Genomic DNA, 15,748 nt, shown 5'->3' with positions numbered 1-15,748 from the left:
TATGCGACTGCTTAACCGTCTTAACCAGTATCAACGTCTGTGGCAACCTTCCGCGGGAGAGACGCAGTCCGTGACCGTCAGCGAACTGGCCGAACGCTGTTTTTGCAGCGAACGGCATGTGCGCACACTGTTACGTCAGGCACAGGAGGCTGGATGGTTGGAGTGGCAGGCGCAATCAGGACGCGGAAAGCGCGGGCAACTACGCTTTCTGGTGACGCCGCAATTCCTGCGCAATACGATGATGGAACAGGCGCTGGAAACCGGGAAACAGCAGGATGTGCTGGAGCTGGCGCAACTGGCTCCTGGCGAGCTGCGTACCCTGTTACAACCGTTTATGGGCGGGCAATGGCATAACGATACACCGACGTTGCGTATCCCCTATTATCGCCCACTCGAACCGCTACAACCGGGCTTTTTGCCCGGCCGTGCCGAGCAGCATCTCGCCGGGCAAGTTTTTTCCGGCCTGACCCGCTTCGACAATAATACGCAACGCCCAATTGGCGATTTAGCGCACCACTGGGAAACGTCTACTGACGGGCTACGCTGGGATTTTTATCTTCGTTCAACGCTGCACTGGCATAACGGCGATGCTGTAAAAGCAACGCAACTGCATCAGCGGTTGTTGATGCTGCTACAGCTACCTGCATTGGGTAAATTATTTATTAGCGTGAAGCGTATTGAAGTCCCCCATCCGCAGTGCCTGACCTTCTTTTTACATCGCCCCGATTACTGGCTTGCCCACCGGCTGGCAAGCTATTGCAGTCATCTCGCGCATCCACAATTCCCGCAGGTGGGAACCGGTCCTTTTCGCTTAACACAATTCACAGCGGAACTGGTGCGTCTGGAAAGTCACGATTATTACCATTTACGTCATCCTCTGCTAAAAGCGGTCGAATACTGGATAACTCCACCGCTTTTTGAAAAAGATTTGGGAACCAGTTGCCAGCATCCAGTGCAAATCACTATCGGTAAACCCGAGGATCTGCCTCTGGTCAGCCAGGTCAGTAGCGGCATCAGTTTAGGTTTTTGCTATTTAACGTTGCGCAAAAGCTCCCGACTAACCCTCTGGCAGGCGCGAAAAGTGATCACCATTATTCATCAATCTGGTTTACTGCAAACGTTAGAAGTCGGAGAAAACCTGATCACCGCCAGTAATGCATTGCTGCCTGGCTGGACTATTCCGCAATGGGAAGTGCCAGATGAGGTCAAACTACCGGAAACATTGACGCTGGCTTATCACCTGCCAGTGGAACTTCATGCTATGGCAGAACAGCTACGGACGACGCTGGCAGCAGAAGGTTGCGAATTAAAGATTATTTTTCATCATGCGAAAAACTGGGATGACACAACCCCACTGGCTCAGGCAGATTTGATGATGGGCGATAGACTAATTGGCGAAGCACCGGAATATACCCTTGAGCAATGGCTGCGTTGCGATCCGCTCTGGCCACATGTTTTCACTGCCAGCACATATGCACATCTGCACTCAACACTGGATGCCGTGCAATTGATGCCTGATGAGGAAAACCGACATAACGCCCTGAAAGCGGTCTTCACACAATTAATGGATAACGCCACGCTGACACCACTGTTTAACTATCACTATCGCATTAGCGCGCCGCCCGGTGTTAACGGTGTCCGTCTGACGCCGCGCGGCTGGTTTGAATTTACCGAAGCCTGGCTTCCCGCACCGTCGCAATGAAGCACTGGTCGGGGTTAACCACAGGCGTTACCATAAGGTTTTTACCGATTTAGCAGGATGATTTATGAAACGTGCTGTCGTTGTGTTCAGTGGAGGCCAGGATTCCACCACCTGTCTGGTACAAGCATTGCAGCAATATGATGAAGTCCATTGCGTGACATTTGATTACGGCCAGCGCCATCGCGCAGAGATCGACGTGGCCCGCGAACTGGCGCTAAAACTAGGGGCACGCGCGCATAAGGTGCTGGATGTGACGCTGCTCAACGAGCTGGCGGTTAGCAGCCTGACGCGTGACAGCATTCCAGTGCCAGATTATGAACCTGAAGCCGATGGTATCCCGAATACGTTTGTCCCAGGGCGTAATATTTTGTTCCTGACGCTGGCGGCAATATATGCGTATCAGGTAAAAGCAGAAGCAGTAATTACCGGCGTCTGCGAAACGGATTTCTCCGGTTACCCGGATTGCCGCGATGAGTTTGTGAAAGCACTGAACCATGCCGTCAGTCTGGGCATGGCGAAAGATATTCGCTTTGAAACACCGTTGATGTGGATTGATAAAGCGGAAACCTGGGCGCTGGCGGATTATTACGGCAAGCTGGATTTAGTCCGTAACGAAACGTTGACCTGCTATAATGGCATTAAAGGCGACGGTTGCGGTCATTGTGCTGCGTGTAATCTGCGTGCCAACGGGTTGCATCATTATCTGGCCGATAAATCGGCGGTGATGACGGCGATGAAACAGAAGACCGGATTGAAGTAATTATTCGGGGTGTCGCCTGATCCGATCTACGATTGTATCACGCCTGGAGGCCGGATAAGACGCACCCCGCGTCGCATCCGGCACAACAAAACGTTTACTGAACCATCTGCTCCAGCTTTTCGCGCAGTTCCCCTTCCAGGGCTAATGCTTTCTGCGTTTTGAGATCAATACAAACAAAGGTGATGAGCGCATCCGCCACCACCTGTCCTTCCGGCTCAAGGGTGATTACTTGACTTAAAATGCCGCTTTTACCGTTTAATTGCTGCAACTGACTGGTAATGGTCAGCAGGTCGCTCAACACCGCCGGGCGGCGATAGTTAATATTGATATTGACTACCACAAAAGCGATGTTATGGGCGGTCATCCATTGAAAGCTGTCGCTATTTTCCAGCCCATCCCAGCGGGCTTCTTCGAGAAACTCAAGGTAGCGAGCGTTGTTAACGTGCTGGTAAACATCGAGATGGTATCCACGAACTTTGATTTGTGTTTGCATAGCGCAATAGCCTTACGTTGTTGTTATAAGAACAGTTATAAGCACAGAGGTCATAACTGGTATGACCTCTTCAGTCTGGCAAAAAATTGCCACTATGCAAATTAATTACAGACTTAATACCGCAAGGTTACGTTCCACCAGCGAATTGCCCATCCCCGGCACCTGTTTTAAATCTTCCACCGTTTTAAACGGACCGTACTCTTCCCGATAACTGACAATCGCCTGCGCTTTCTTCAGGCCAACACCATTCATAACGCGGGCTAACTCTTCCGCACTGGCATTGTTAATACTGACTCTGGTGCCTTCTTCGTCACTGGCTTTCGCCGGTATTGCCGCTTTGCTTTGTGCTGCGGGTGCCTCCGCTTTGGTTTCTACCGCTGCCGGTTTCGCCGTAGGGGCAGCCGCCAGCGCGCTATGAGACATTCCGGCACAAGCCAGAGACAGAGTAATGAGAAGTGCTTTGATTCCGTGTTTCATACTGTTTTCTCCTTGTTTGTTAACAGTGGAATCACCTTAACGGCAGTGAAAACAGTAAACAAATGGCAATATTCAGAAATGGAAAAGGCCGCGAAAGCGACCTTTTCTTGTTACAGCTACAAAGCATTTTTTTGCGAAGCGGCTTCAGGATTATTGCTGTTCCAGCGCGTCGCCAATTTTGATTTTCGCCTCTTTACGCAGGTTACTCATCAGCGCTTCAAAGACGATTTGTGCGTTGTTCTGGGTGATACCCTGCACCATCGCTTTTTTCTGATCTTCCGGCATTGAGCCTTGTTTCACTTCGTCCAGCGCCAGAAGAACCACATTACCTTGCATATCGGTCGCCATACCGTAGCTCGGTTTGTCTTTCGCTGGCAGAGGCAGTGCAAACGCGGCCTGGCTAATTGGGTCACGGCCGGAACGACTTAAGGTTTTCGGCTCGCCAAATTTCAAACCGGCAGCTTGCATAGCTTCCGCACCCTTGCCCGCTTTCAGATCAACCAGCAGTTTTTCAGCATCGATTTTCGCCTGCTGTTCAGCTTTGTTGTGCTGAACCAGCGCTTTAACCTGTTCCTGAACATCTGCCAATGGTTTAACCGCTTCTGGTTTATGCTCGCTGATGCGCAGCACGAATGCGCGATCGCCGTCTACGGTGATGATGTCAGAGTTGATGCCCGGCGCACCGTTTTCACCAACCAGACCGCCGTTGAAGATAGCGTCCGCAACCGGCTTAAAGTTTAACTCTTCCGGCAGTTTATCTTTACTAAACCAGCCAGTCTGGGTGGCTTTAACACCCGCAGCCTGCTCTGCACCGGCCAGAGATTCGGTGTCGTTGCTTGCCGCATCGCTCACTTTCTGCTGCAGCGCGTAGTACGCATCCAGGGCTTTTTCGTGTTTCACTTTCGCCGTGATGTCGTCACGGACTTCGTCTAACGACTTCACTTTCGCAGGCTGAATATCGTCCAGACGCACGATCAAGAAACCCACCGAAGATTTGATGACGCCGGACAGTTGGCCTTTTTCTTTCAGACCAGCATTTTTCAGTTCATCCGGGATAGTGGCATCTTCTAACCACCCCATATCGCCGCCGTTACGGGCAGAGATAATATCGGCAGATTTTTCTTTTGCTAACGCAGCAAAATCACCACCTTTGTTCAGCTCATCAAGTACCGCTTTCGCTTCATCTTCAGTTTTGGTCTGGATGATGCTGTAACGGGTACGCTGCGGCTGGGTGAATTGATCCTGATGCTGATCGTAGTAACTCTGGATATCCGCATCACTAACCGGTTGCTGCATCGTTGCGGCATCCAGTTTGATGTAGCTCACGCGGAATTGTTCCGGAGTCATGAAGCTGTTTTTGTTTTGCTCGTAGTAGCTGACGATTTCCTGTTCGGTCACTGCCTGCTTAGCCGCCAGAGCGTTAACGTCGATAGTCGCTTCACGCACTACACGTTGTTGAGCAACCAGCGCTGCCAGCTCGTCGGTTTCACCTTTTAGCATAAAGTCAGTGCCCGCAACGCCGTTAATCAGTTGTTGGGTCATAAGCTGGTTACGCAGCGCCTGTGCGTACTGATCGGCACTCATCCCCATCTGGTTGAGGATACCGTTATAGCGGCTGTTATCAAACTTGCCGTCAACCTGAAAGGCTGGGGTTGCGAAAATAGCCTGTTTAACCTGCTCATCGCTGACACCCAGTTTTAGTTCGCGGGCGTACTGATCCAGCAGCGCCTCGTCGATCAGACGATTCAGCACCTGTTGACGCAGGGTTTTCATGTAGCCTTCGTTCGCAGCCAGCTCAGAGTATTGATCGCCAAGCTGTTGCTGCATCCGATTACGCTCGCTGTTGAAAGCGTTCTCAAACTGCCCGCGGCTGATTTCCAGGTCATTCACTTTTGCGGCGTAGTTATTGCCTCCGCCAATCAGGTAACCACTCACGCCGGTCAATATGAACGACACGATAATGATACCGAAAATAATCTTGAGCACGAGACTGTTTGCAGCCGTGCGTAAGCTGTCCATCATGGTGTAACAACACTCCGCTGTAGGTGACTGTATACCTCACGCAACATATCGCTGCGTGCAAAGGCCTATTGTGACAAGAAACGGGGGCAATTGTCAGCCCACAACTTGCAGAAAGTCACGGAATACAAATAAAAAAGGCACATCAGTAGATGCGCCCTTGAACTTCGTCACATCCCCAATGGGGACAATACTTAGTTTACCGCGTCTTTCAGCGCTTTACCTGCACGGAAGCTCGGTACTTTAGCTGCAGCGATGGTGATCTCTTTACCGGTCTGCGGGTTGCGACCAGTACGGGCAGCACGCTCTTTAACGGCAAAAGTACCAAAACCAACCAGTGCTACATCATCCCCTTCTTTCAGGGATTCAGTTACGGAAGCAATAATAGCATCTAACGCACGGCCAGCCGCAGCTTTAGAGATATCAGCCCCTGCAGCAATCTTGTCAATCAATTGAGATTTATTCACTCTTCTCTTCCTCTTTATAATTTATCCCGCACTTGAATCCTTCAAGGTGCGAACGCGCAGCAGTTATATCAGGCCAGCCATCCCCTTACAACACCCCTTAATAAGGGCAAGCCTAATCCGCCCTCTAACTTAACGAGACAAAAAAAGGCTGGCAAGCCCGAATTGACCCACCAGCCCTTTTTTTATTAGTGCAATTTGCGCGAAGTCACTATTTTGCAGTTACAACCTGCATTCCAGACGGTTCATTTTGCAGCGCCAGAGTCAGAACTTCCTCAATGCGCTTCACAGGATGAATGTCCAGATCGGCAATCACGTTGTCCGGAATCTCTTCCAGATCGCGTTTGTTCTCAAACGGAATTAACACTGTTTTAATCCCGCCGCGGTGCGCTGCCAGCAGTTTTTCTTTCAAACCGCCGATTGGCAACACCTGACCACGCAGAGTAATCTCACCAGTCATCGCCACATCGGCGCGAACCGGGTTACCGGTCAGGCAAGAAACCAGTGCGGTGCACATGGCAATACCGGCGCTCGGACCATCTTTCGGCGTCGCACCTTCCGGTACGTGCACGTGGATGTCGCGTTTTTCGTAAAAATCTGGATTGATCCCCAGTTTTTCCGCACGCGCGCGAACCACAGTTAACGCCGCCTGAATGGACTCTTGCATCACTTCGCCCAGCGAACCGGTGTAAGTGAGTTTACCTTTGCCTGGAACACACGCTGTCTCGATGGTCAGCAAGTCGCCGCCGACTTCCGTCCACGCCAGACCAGTTACCTGACCAACGCGGTTTTCGTTATCCGCGCGACCATAGTCGAAACGCTGAACACCGAGGTAGTCATGCAGGTTATCGCCGTTAATTTCGATATGTTTTAATGACTTATCGAGCAACAACTGCTTAACCGCTTTACGGCATAGTTTGGAGATTTCACGCTCCAGACCACGCACGCCCGCCTCACGGGTGTAGTAACGAATAATGCCAATAATGGCGCTATCGTCGACGGTCAGCTCACCTTTTTTCAGTGCATTACGTTCAATCTGCTTCGGCAGCAGGTGACGTTTGGCGATGTTCAGTTTTTCATCTTCGGTATAACCAGAGAGACGAATAACTTCCATACGATCCAGCAGTGGCGCCGGAATATTCATGGAGTTCGACGTCGCAACAAACATCACGTCGCTAAGGTCGTAATCCACTTCCAGATAGTGGTCGCTGAACGCCACGTTCTGCTCTGGATCCAGCACTTCAAGCAGTGCGGAAGCTGGATCGCCACGCATGTCAGAAGACATTTTGTCGATCTCATCGAGCAGGAACAGCGGGTTTTTCACGCCCACTTTCGCCATTTTCTGGATCAATTTACCCGGCATAGAACCGATGTAAGTACGGCGGTGACCACGGATTTCCGCTTCGTCACGCACACCGCCCAGCGCCATACGGACATATTTACGTCCGGTAGCTTTAGCGATGGACTGCCCCAGAGAAGTTTTACCTACCCCCGGCGGTCCAACCAGGCAGAGGATCGGCCCCTTGATTTTATTTACGCGGCTTTGAACCGCGAGATACTCAAGGATGCGATCTTTCACACGTTCCAGACCATAATGGTCGGTATCGAGGATTTCTTGCGCCTGACGCAGGTCTTTTTTGACCTTGCTACGTGCATTCCACGGCACCTGCACCATCCAGTCGATATAACCTCGCACCACGGTCGCTTCTGCCGACATTGGAGACATCATTTTCAGCTTCTGCAATTCTGCTTCCGCTTTCTCTTTTGCCTCTTTTGGCATTTTCGCCGCGTCGATTTTGCGCTTCAACGCTTCATTTTCGTCTGGCGCGTCGTCCATTTCACCGAGTTCTTTCTGAATAGCTTTCATTTGCTCGTTCAGATAGTACTCACGCTGGGATTTCTCCATCTGCTTTTTGACGCGGTTGCGAATACGTTTCTCAACCTGCAGCAGATCGATTTCCGACTCCATCATAGCCATCAGATATTCCAGACGTTCGTTAACGTCGGACATCTCAAGAACGGACTGTTTGTCAGCCAGTTTTAGCGGCATATGTGCGGCAATGGTGTCCGCCAGACGCGCCGGATCGTCGATGCTGTTCAGCGACGTCAGCACTTCTGGTGGGATTTTCTTATTCAGCTTGATGTAGCCTTCGAACTGGCTGATTGCGGTACGCACCAGCACTTCCTGTTCGCGCTCATCAATGGTCGGGGACTCCAGATACTCCGCCTTCGCAGAAAAGTGTTCGCCATTGTCAGAGAGCGCAGAAATACGCGCGCGCTGTAACCCCTCGACCAGCACTTTGACGGTGCCGTCAGGCAGTTTCAGCATCTGCAATATAGAGGCCACGGTCCCGACGGTGAAAAGATCGTTTACACCCGGCTCATCCGTTGAAGCTTCTTTCTGCGCGACCAGCATAATTTTTTTATCATGGTCCATCGCCGCTTCCAGACAACGGATAGATTTTTCCCGTCCGACAAATAAGGGGATGACCATGTGCGGATAAACCACCACATCGCGCAGCGGCAATACGGGGATTTCAATGCGTTCAGAACGCTCAGGATTCATAGAGCTCTCTCTTAGTTTAATGTCCGCCAGGTAATCAGATGACATGACTGTGCTTCACGCCATCTATTAACATGTACGTCAGTATATGGGGATGTTTCTCCCACATTCAACGTCGGGAATAGAGGAAAAATGAAAGGGGAGATAAAATCCCCCCTTTTTGGTTAACTAATTGTATGGGAATGGTTAATTATTCACCAGACGCCTGTTGCGCTTCCGGCTTGCCATAAATCAGCAGTGGCTTGCTTTGCCCTTCAATAACCGACTCGTCAATAACCACTTTTTCCACATCTTCCATAGAAGGCAGATCATACATGGTATCAAGCAGCGCAGCTTCTACGATGGAACGCAGACCACGGGCACCGGTTTTACGCGCCATCGCTTTCTTGGCGATAGCATCCAGCGCTTCGTCACGGAATTCCAGATCCACGCCCTCAAGGTTAAACAACGCCTGATACTGCTTGGTCAGGGCGTTTTTCGGCTCTTTGAGGATCTGAATCAAAGCTTCTTCGCTCAGTTCATTCAGCGTTGCCACAACTGGCAGACGACCGATGAACTCAGGGATCAGACCAAATTTGATCAAATCTTCCGGTTCAACCTGCGCCAGCAACTCACCTTCGCTTGCTTTGTCAGATTTCGCTTTTACCGTCGCACCAAAACCAATGCCGGAGCCAGTTTCGACACGATGGGAAATCACTTTATCCAGACCGGCAAATGCACCGCCACAGATAAACAGGATCTTGGAGGTATCAACCTGCAAGAATTCCTGCTGCGGATGCTTACGTCCGCCCTGCGGTGGAACGGCGGCAACCGTACCTTCGATCAGTTTCAACAGTGCCTGCTGTACGCCTTCACCGGAAACGTCACGGGTAATGGACGGGTTGTCAGACTTACGCGAAATCTTGTCGATTTCATCGATGTAGACAATCCCGCGCTGCGCTTTCTGTACGTCGTAGTCGCACTTCTGCAACAGCTTCTGAATGATGTTTTCAACATCTTCACCCACATAACCCGCTTCGGTCAGGGTGGTGGCATCAGCCATAGTGAACGGAACGTCCAGCAGACGCGCCAACGTTTCCGCCAGCAACGTTTTACCAGAGCCAGTCGGACCAATCAGCAGAATGTTACTTTTGCCCAACTCAACGCCATTGCTGGTATCGCCGTTGCGCAGACGTTTGTAGTGGTTGTACACCGCGACCGCCAGCACTTTTTTCGCCTGTTCCTGACCGATGACGTAATCGTCCAGGTGGTTGCGAATTTCATGCGGCGTCGGTAGCGAACTGCGTTCACGATGCGGTGCTACTTCTTTAATCTCTTCGCGAATGATGTCGTTACATAAATCAACACATTCGTCGCAGATATACACGGATGGACCGGCAATCAGCTTACGCACTTCATGCTGGCTTTTGCCGCAAAAAGAGCAATACAGCAACTTGCCTGAGCCATCTTTGCGTTTATCTGTCATGGGTCAAAACCTCTTCTTTGTTCTTTGTGCCGCACACGACGACGCAAATGCCATTCTCAGGCGCAAGCCGCTTACAGCGTTGTGCCAACCTGAATAAGTATAGCGGCACAGTTGCGCCTCTGGCATCAATTACGATGGGTCAGAATCGAATCGACCAGACCGTATTCCACCGCTTCAGGCGCGGAAAGGAAGCGATCGCGCTCAGTGTCACGTTCAATCTGTTCTAATGATTGACCCGTATGAAGCGCCATAAGTTCATTCATCCGCCCTTTAACTTTCAGAATTTCACGGGCATGAATTTCGATATCAGTCGCCTGGCCCTGATAGCCGCCCAACGGCTGGTGAATCATCACGCGCGAATTCGGCAGGCAGAAACGTTTACCTTTTGCCCCTGCGGTCAGCAGGAATGCCCCCATTGAGGCCGCCTGGCCCATACAAATGGTGCTGACATCAGGCTTGATAAACTGCATGGTGTCATAGATAGACATCCCGGCAGTGATCACCCCACCTGGGGAGTTAATGTACAGATAGATATCTTTTTCCGGGTTTTCTGCTTCCAGGAACAGCATCTGCGCCACAATCAGGTTAGCCATATGGTCTTCAACCTGGCCAGTCAGAAAAATAACGCGTTCCTTAAGTAGACGAGAATAGATATCAAAAGAGCGCTCACCGCGTGAGGTCTGTTCAATGACCATCGGCACCAGCGCCATATGGGGTGCAAAGTTATCTCGTTCGCCGCTGTATGACATTTCCGTCTCCTGGATAAAATTGAAAAAACCTGCTGTACCGATTGTAACCTTATGGACGGATTATCAGCTAGTCCCTGTGTTATGGGTACGGCATCATCCTATTTCAAGCATAACAATCTTTTGTTGTTACGCTAACACCGAAAGAGGGTTTTCGCACGGTTCCATGCAAAATTCATGACAAAAAAAAGCCCACCACCTGGCGGTGACGGGCCTTTGTGCGAATTTAGCGCGTTAGGCTGCGCAAATTACGCCTGCTGGTTCATCAGCTCGTTGAAAGTGGTTTCTTTTTCAGTCACTTTCGCTTTCGCCAGAACGGCTTCAACAGCCTGTTCTTCCAGAGCCACGTTACGCATGTTGTCCATCAGCTCTTTGTTTTTGCTGTAGAACTCGATAACTTCTTTCGGATCTTCGTACGCAGAAGCCATCTCTTCGATCAGGCCTTTAACACGCTCTTCGTCAGCTTTCAGCTCGTTAGCGCGAATAACTTCGCCCAGCAGCAGGCCAACAACTACGCGGCGTTTAGCCTGTTCTTCGAACAGTTCACGCGGCAGTTCCAGAGCTTGTTTTTCGTTGCCACCGAAACGCTGTGCAGCCTGGCGACGCAGAACGTCGATTTCGCTGTCGATCAGCGCAGCCGGAACGTCGATGTCGTTAGCTTTTACCAGACCTTCGATCGCCTGAGACTTAACGCGGTTACGAATGGCGCTCTTCAGCTCGCGCTCCATGTTTTTACGCACTTCAGCGCGCAGACCTTCTACGGAACCATCTTCAACGCCGAAACGTTTGATGAATTCAGCAGTCAGTTCCGGCAGTTCACGCTCTTCAACTTTCTTCAGGTTGATAGCGAATTTCGCTGCTTTACCTTTCAGGTTTTCTGCGTGGTATTCTTCCGGGAAGGTCACGTCGATGGTGAACTCTTCGCCTGCTTTGTGGCCTTTGATACCGTCTTCAAAGCCCGGGATCATACGACCCTGGCCCATCGCCAGTACGAAATCAGACGCTTTTCCACCTTCGAACTCTTCGCCGTCTACAGAACCGGTGAAGTCGATGGTCACGCGGTCTTCAGCTTCAACAGCGCCGTCTTTTTCTTTCCAGGTCGCCTGCTGTTTACGCAGAGTATCCAGCATGCCGTCAACGTCAGCGTCGGTCACTTCCACGATCGGTTTTTCAACTTCGATCGCTTCCAGACCCTGCAGTTCAACTTCCGGATAAACTTCAAACTCTACAGAGTAGGTGAAGTCTTCACCCGGCTTGTATTCGCCCGGAACGTAGGTCGGTGCGCCAGCCGGATTGATTTTTTCTTTAATGATGGCGTCAATGAAGTTACGGCTCATCAGGTCACCCAGAACGTCCTGGCGTACAGACGCGCCATAACGCTGAGCAACGATATTCATTGGCACTTTGCCTTTGCGGAAGCCGTCAATACGTACTTTTTTCGCAACGTTGACCAGCTCGCTTTTAACAGCGGTCTCGATGCTGTCAGCAGCGATAGTAATCGTTACACGGCGGCCAAGGCCTTGAGTGGTTTCAACTGAAACTTGCATCTTGTTACCTCAAAAAATCACAGTGCTCGGTCAACTCTTACCCCGCAAGCACAGGTTGTTGGCTTCGCGGAACCGGGATGTTCTTATAATCAATCACATTCCCTGTTACCAGAATCATCCCGAAAGCATTCAAATAGGACGCGGCATTATAGCGGCATCACTTTTATGAGTCGAGAACGGTTATTGCGCGCTGCCGCGTATTTTTTCACAATTCCCGGGCAATTTTCGTCTGAATGCTGGGCAAAAAGCGCAAAATCCAGACAAAACAAAACGGCCCGCAGGCCGTTTTTCATAAAATCTTTAGCAACATACTGGAAAAACGCTAACTGTTGCAAATGCGTTTTTAGGCGATGCTTCCCGCTCCACGACAAGGAGGAGAAGCAAAGATGGTATCCTGCAATCCTTCCCACTCCTTAATGGTATAAGTATGCAGAGCCAGCGCATGAACGGTAGTAGAGAGTTCCTCCGCTAAAGTACTGTAAATCATTCGATGACGATTCAGAAAACGTTCACCCATAAAACGATCGCTGACCAGCACAACTTTAAAATGGCTTTCAGAGCCGGCTGGGACATTGTGACGATAGCTTTCATCCACAACTTCGAGGAATACGGGTTGGAACGCAGTCCTTAATTTTTCTTCTATCCGCTCACGTATCATCATGAAATATCTCCTCCGACAACGCTGAGATGTCACCCATCCCTTTAAATACTAGCCGCTTTAACCGTTTCCATTACAGCTTAACAACAAATAATTAGCTTTCATCCTGTTTTTTCTGTCAAGCGTATGAAGTTTACTGATTTAAAGATTGATTCACCGGCTTCACATCGGTGTTTCTTTTACCTAAGGCGATTATTTCGTCAACATAATGAATTTACATGTCTTACCCACTTCCCCTCGTCGTTGGCGATGTTATGATGGCGGGAATCTTTACCAAACACGCTTAAAAGTCTCTGAGAGCCAGAACATGTTCAAAAAAATCCTCTTCCCGTTAGTTGCTCTGTTTATGCTTGCAGGATGCGCGAAACCGCCAACAACCATTGAAGTTTCTCCGACGATGACACTGCCACAGCAAGATCCAAGTCTGATGGGCGTCACCGTTAGCATTAATGGTGCCGATCAGCGTACCGATCAGGCGTTAGCAAAAGTCACCCGTGACAACCAAATTGTTACCCTGACCGCGTCCCGCGATCTGCGTTTCCTGCTGCAAGAAGTGCTGGAAAAACAAATGACCGCTCGCGGTTATATGGTTGGCCCGAATGGCCCGGTTAATCTGCAAATCATCGTTAGCCAGTTGTATGCCGACGTGTCCCAGGGCAATGTGCGCTACAACATTGCTACCAAAGCGGATATCGCCATCATCGCCACCGCGCAGAATGGCAACAAAATGACCAAAAACTATCGTGCCAGCTACAACGTTGAGGGCGCTTTTCAGGCCTCTAACAAAAACATCGCTGACGCGGTTAACAGCGTGCTGACCGACACCATCGCTGACATGTCTCAGGACACCAGCATCCACGAATTCATTAAGCAGAACGCACGTTAATTTCTGCCCTCTGGCCCGGTGCAAGTCGGGCCTGTAGACGCCCATGTCCAGTCAATATTTACGTATTTTCCAACAGCCTCGTTCAGCTATTTTGTTGATTCTGGGTTTTGCTTCCGGGCTGCCGCTCGCCCTGACATCCGGCACGTTACAGGCGTGGATGACAGTCGAGAATATCGATCTTAAAACCATTGGTTTCTTCTCGTTGGTGGGTCAGGCTTACGTATTTAAATTTCTCTGGTCGCCGCTGATGGACCGCTATACTCCGCCGTTTCTCGGGCGACGGCGCGGCTGGCTGCTCGCCACGCAAGCGTTATTGTTGCTGGCGATTGCGGCAATGGGTTTTCTCGAACCTGGTACGCAACTTCGCTGGATGGCGGCACTGGCAGTCGTTATCGCTTTTTGCTCGGCCTCCCAGGATATCGTCTTTGATGCGTGGAAAACGGATGTGCTTCCCGCGGAAGAACGCGGCGCAGGTGCGGCAATCAGCGTGCTGGGTTACCGTTTAGGGATGCTGGTTTCCGGCGGTTTAGCCTTATGGCTGGCGGATAAATGGTTGGGCTGGCAAGGCATGTACTGGCTAATGGCAGCTCTGTTAATCCCGTGCATCATTGCGACTTTGCTTGCGCCAGAACCAACCGACACCATTCCTGTACCCAAAACGCTGGAGCAAGCTGTTGTTGCGCCACTACGTGATTTCTTTGGTCGCAATAACGCATGGTTAATTCTGCTTTTAATTGTGCTGTATAAGCTGGGCGATGCTTTCGCCATGAGCCTGACAACCACCTTTTTGATTCGCGGTGTCGGATTTGATGCCGGCGAAGTGGGCGTGGTTAACAAAACGCTCGGCTTGCTGGCGACCATCGTCGGCGCGTTGTACGGCGGTATTTTGATGCAGCGTCTTTCACTGTTCCGTGCGCTGCTGATTTTCGGCCTTTTACAAGGTGCGTCCAACGCCGGTTACTGGCTGCTTTCTGTGACTGATAAGCATCTCTACAGCATGGGCGCGGCAGTCTTTTTCGAAAACCTGTGTGGCGGGATGGGCACATCGGCATTTGTGGCGCTGTTAATGACCCTGTGTAATAAGTCATTTTCCGCTACTCAGTTCGCTCTGCTCTCAGCGCTTTCTGCTGTAGGACGGGTTTATGTAGGCCCCGTAGCGGGCTGGTTTGTTGAAGCTCACGGCTGGTCGACATTCTATCTGTTCTCTGTTGCGGCCGCTGTACCTGGACTTATTTTGCTGCTGGTTTGCCGCCAGACGCTGGAGTACACGCGGGTCAACGACAACTTTATCCCACGTACCGAGTATCCATCTGGTTATACCTTTGCCATGTGGACACTGGCAGCAGGCGTCAGTCTGTTGGCCGTGTGGTTACTACTGTTAACGATGGATGCGCTGGATTTGACTCACTTCTCTTTCCTGCCTGCACTGCTGGAAATCGGCGTTTTAGTCGCTCTGGGTGGTGTCATACTTGGTGGTTTATTGGACTATCTGGCACTACGAAAAACGCATTTGACGTAATCAGTGGATATTATTTAGCTGTAGTAATCACCCGGCGTAATTATTACGGCTAAATAAACATCAGCAGCGCTTAATAATATTTGTTCTTTTGTGCGGCTTAGCTTTCGGAAATTATTGACCCCATCTATATATTTTATTTTTTACACGATTCAGCTAATGACTCTTTATTTCCCCGCGCCCGTTTTGTCACCCTAATGATAATTACTTGTTAAATAATTGTTTTATTTTGAGATTGGTTATACCAATTGCCATCCCCACCCCCTCCTTCAGTCCCCTTTCGTTATAACGCCCTTTTGCAACAGCTTATTAAAATCAATCCGATATGTTTTGCAACATATGTGACCTGCGAGCCAAATTCAAGTAACAGTAATTTAATCATGTTTACAGTAATGTAACCTTCCCGTAAAATGCCCACACACTTTAAACGCCACCAGATCCCGTGGAATTGA

General features: G+C 50.3%; 13 protein-coding genes. 4 read left to right on the top strand and 9 right to left on the bottom strand.

Going from position 1 to position 15,748, the window contains the following annotated elements:
• The first annotated feature begins 1 nt into the window (after position 1).
• Complete coding sequence (locus A9587_RS04985; protein ID WP_001238185.1) at positions 2–1,702, top strand: SgrR family transcriptional regulator; 1,701 nt, start codon at positions 2–4, stop codon at positions 1,700–1,702.
• A gap of 64 nt (positions 1,703–1,766) precedes the next feature.
• Positions 1,767–2,462, top strand: coding sequence for a 7-cyano-7-deazaguanine synthase QueC (gene queC, locus A9587_RS04980; protein WP_105263330.1), 696 nt, complete (start codon positions 1,767–1,769; stop codon positions 2,460–2,462).
• Between the two features lie 94 nt (positions 2,463–2,556).
• Here queC and fadM read toward each other — a convergent pair whose 3' ends face one another.
• The 9 genes from fadM to bolA form a co-directional block, all read right to left on the bottom strand.
• A complete protein-coding gene (gene fadM, locus A9587_RS04975; protein ID WP_001194535.1) occupies positions 2,557–2,955 on the bottom strand; it encodes a long-chain acyl-CoA thioesterase FadM in 399 nt (132 codons plus the stop codon).
• A gap of 105 nt (positions 2,956–3,060) precedes the next feature.
• The gene (locus tag A9587_RS04970) at positions 3,061–3,432 is read right to left on the bottom strand and encodes a helix-hairpin-helix domain-containing protein (RefSeq protein ID WP_000680305.1); all 372 of its coding nucleotides are present in this window, start codon (positions 3,430–3,432) and stop codon (positions 3,061–3,063) included.
• 150 nt (positions 3,433–3,582) lie between these two features.
• Entirely contained in the window at positions 3,583–5,454 is a 1,872-nt protein-coding gene (ppiD, locus tag A9587_RS04965) for a peptidylprolyl isomerase (RefSeq protein ID WP_061090750.1), read from the bottom strand.
• 191 nt (positions 5,455–5,645) lie between these two features.
• On the bottom strand, positions 5,646–5,936 hold the full coding sequence (gene hupB, locus A9587_RS04960; RefSeq protein ID WP_254892905.1) for a nucleoid-associated protein HU-beta: 291 nt from the start codon (positions 5,934–5,936) through the stop codon (positions 5,646–5,648).
• Between the two features lie 190 nt (positions 5,937–6,126).
• A complete protein-coding gene (gene lon, locus A9587_RS04955; protein ID WP_001295325.1) occupies positions 6,127–8,481 on the bottom strand; it encodes an endopeptidase La in 2,355 nt (784 codons plus the stop codon).
• 187 nt (positions 8,482–8,668) lie between these two features.
• Positions 8,669–9,943 (bottom strand): ATP-dependent protease ATP-binding subunit ClpX, encoded by a 1,275-nt coding sequence (gene clpX, locus A9587_RS04950; RefSeq protein ID WP_000130317.1) that lies wholly within the window; start codon positions 9,941–9,943, stop codon positions 8,669–8,671.
• A 125-nt stretch (positions 9,944–10,068) separates the two neighbouring features.
• On the bottom strand, positions 10,069–10,692 hold the full coding sequence (clpP, locus tag A9587_RS04945) for an ATP-dependent Clp endopeptidase proteolytic subunit ClpP (protein ID WP_000122253.1): 624 nt from the start codon (positions 10,690–10,692) through the stop codon (positions 10,069–10,071).
• A 245-nt stretch (positions 10,693–10,937) separates the two neighbouring features.
• On the bottom strand, positions 10,938–12,236 hold the full coding sequence (tig, locus tag A9587_RS04940) for a trigger factor (RefSeq protein WP_001198397.1): 1,299 nt from the start codon (positions 12,234–12,236) through the stop codon (positions 10,938–10,940).
• Positions 12,237–12,579: 343 nt separating this feature from the next.
• Positions 12,580–12,897 (bottom strand): transcriptional regulator BolA, encoded by a 318-nt coding sequence (gene bolA / locus A9587_RS04930; protein ID WP_000973458.1) that lies wholly within the window; start codon positions 12,895–12,897, stop codon positions 12,580–12,582.
• A 304-nt stretch (positions 12,898–13,201) separates the two neighbouring features.
• On the opposite strand from bolA, the gene A9587_RS04920 reads away from it, so the two are divergent.
• Both A9587_RS04920 and ampG read left to right on the top strand, forming a co-directional pair.
• Positions 13,202–13,780: a lipoprotein gene (locus tag A9587_RS04920; protein WP_000473501.1), complete on the top strand. Its 579-nt coding sequence runs from the start codon at positions 13,202–13,204 to the stop codon at positions 13,778–13,780.
• A 43-nt stretch (positions 13,781–13,823) separates the two neighbouring features.
• A complete protein-coding gene (gene ampG / locus A9587_RS04915; protein WP_038354467.1) occupies positions 13,824–15,299 on the top strand; it encodes a muropeptide MFS transporter AmpG in 1,476 nt (491 codons plus the stop codon).
• The last annotated feature ends 449 nt before the right edge of the window (positions 15,300–15,748 follow it).

It is taken from the genome of Escherichia sp. MOD1-EC6162 (assembly GCF_002965125.1).
Classification (GTDB): Bacteria; Pseudomonadota; Gammaproteobacteria; order Enterobacterales; family Enterobacteriaceae; genus Escherichia; species Escherichia marmotae.
The sequence above is the reverse complement of the archived record's forward strand: the minus strand, read 5'-3'. Positions and strand labels throughout refer to the sequence as shown.

Excerpts from the sequence above, each read along its gene's own strand:
- tig (WP_001198397.1), bottom strand. The coding sequence starts at position 12,236 with ATGCAAGTTTCAGTTGAAACCACTCAAGGCCTTGGCCGCCGTGTAACG.
- A9587_RS04970 (WP_000680305.1), bottom strand. The coding sequence starts at position 3,432 with ATGAAACACGGAATCAAAGCACTTCTCATTACTCTGTCTCTGGCTTGT.
- ppiD (WP_061090750.1), bottom strand. The coding sequence starts at position 5,454 with ATGATGGACAGCTTACGCACGGCTGCAAACAGTCTCGTGCTCAAGATT.
- queC (WP_105263330.1), top strand. The coding sequence starts at position 1,767 with ATGAAACGTGCTGTCGTTGTGTTCAGTGGAGGCCAGGATTCCACCACC.
- clpX (WP_000130317.1), bottom strand. The coding sequence starts at position 9,943 with ATGACAGATAAACGCAAAGATGGCTCAGGCAAGTTGCTGTATTGCTCT.
- ampG (WP_038354467.1), top strand. The coding sequence starts at position 13,824 with ATGTCCAGTCAATATTTACGTATTTTCCAACAGCCTCGTTCAGCTATT.
- clpP (WP_000122253.1), bottom strand. The coding sequence starts at position 10,692 with ATGTCATACAGCGGCGAACGAGATAACTTTGCACCCCATATGGCGCTG.
- A9587_RS04920 (WP_000473501.1), top strand. The coding sequence starts at position 13,202 with ATGTTCAAAAAAATCCTCTTCCCGTTAGTTGCTCTGTTTATGCTTGCA.
- fadM (WP_001194535.1), bottom strand. The coding sequence starts at position 2,955 with ATGCAAACACAAATCAAAGTTCGTGGATACCATCTCGATGTTTACCAG.
- lon (WP_001295325.1), bottom strand. The coding sequence starts at position 8,481 with ATGAATCCTGAGCGTTCTGAACGCATTGAAATCCCCGTATTGCCGCTG.
- bolA (WP_000973458.1), bottom strand. The coding sequence starts at position 12,897 with ATGATGATACGTGAGCGGATAGAAGAAAAATTAAGGACTGCGTTCCAA.
- A9587_RS04985 (WP_001238185.1), top strand. The coding sequence starts at position 2 with ATGCGACTGCTTAACCGTCTTAACCAGTATCAACGTCTGTGGCAACCT.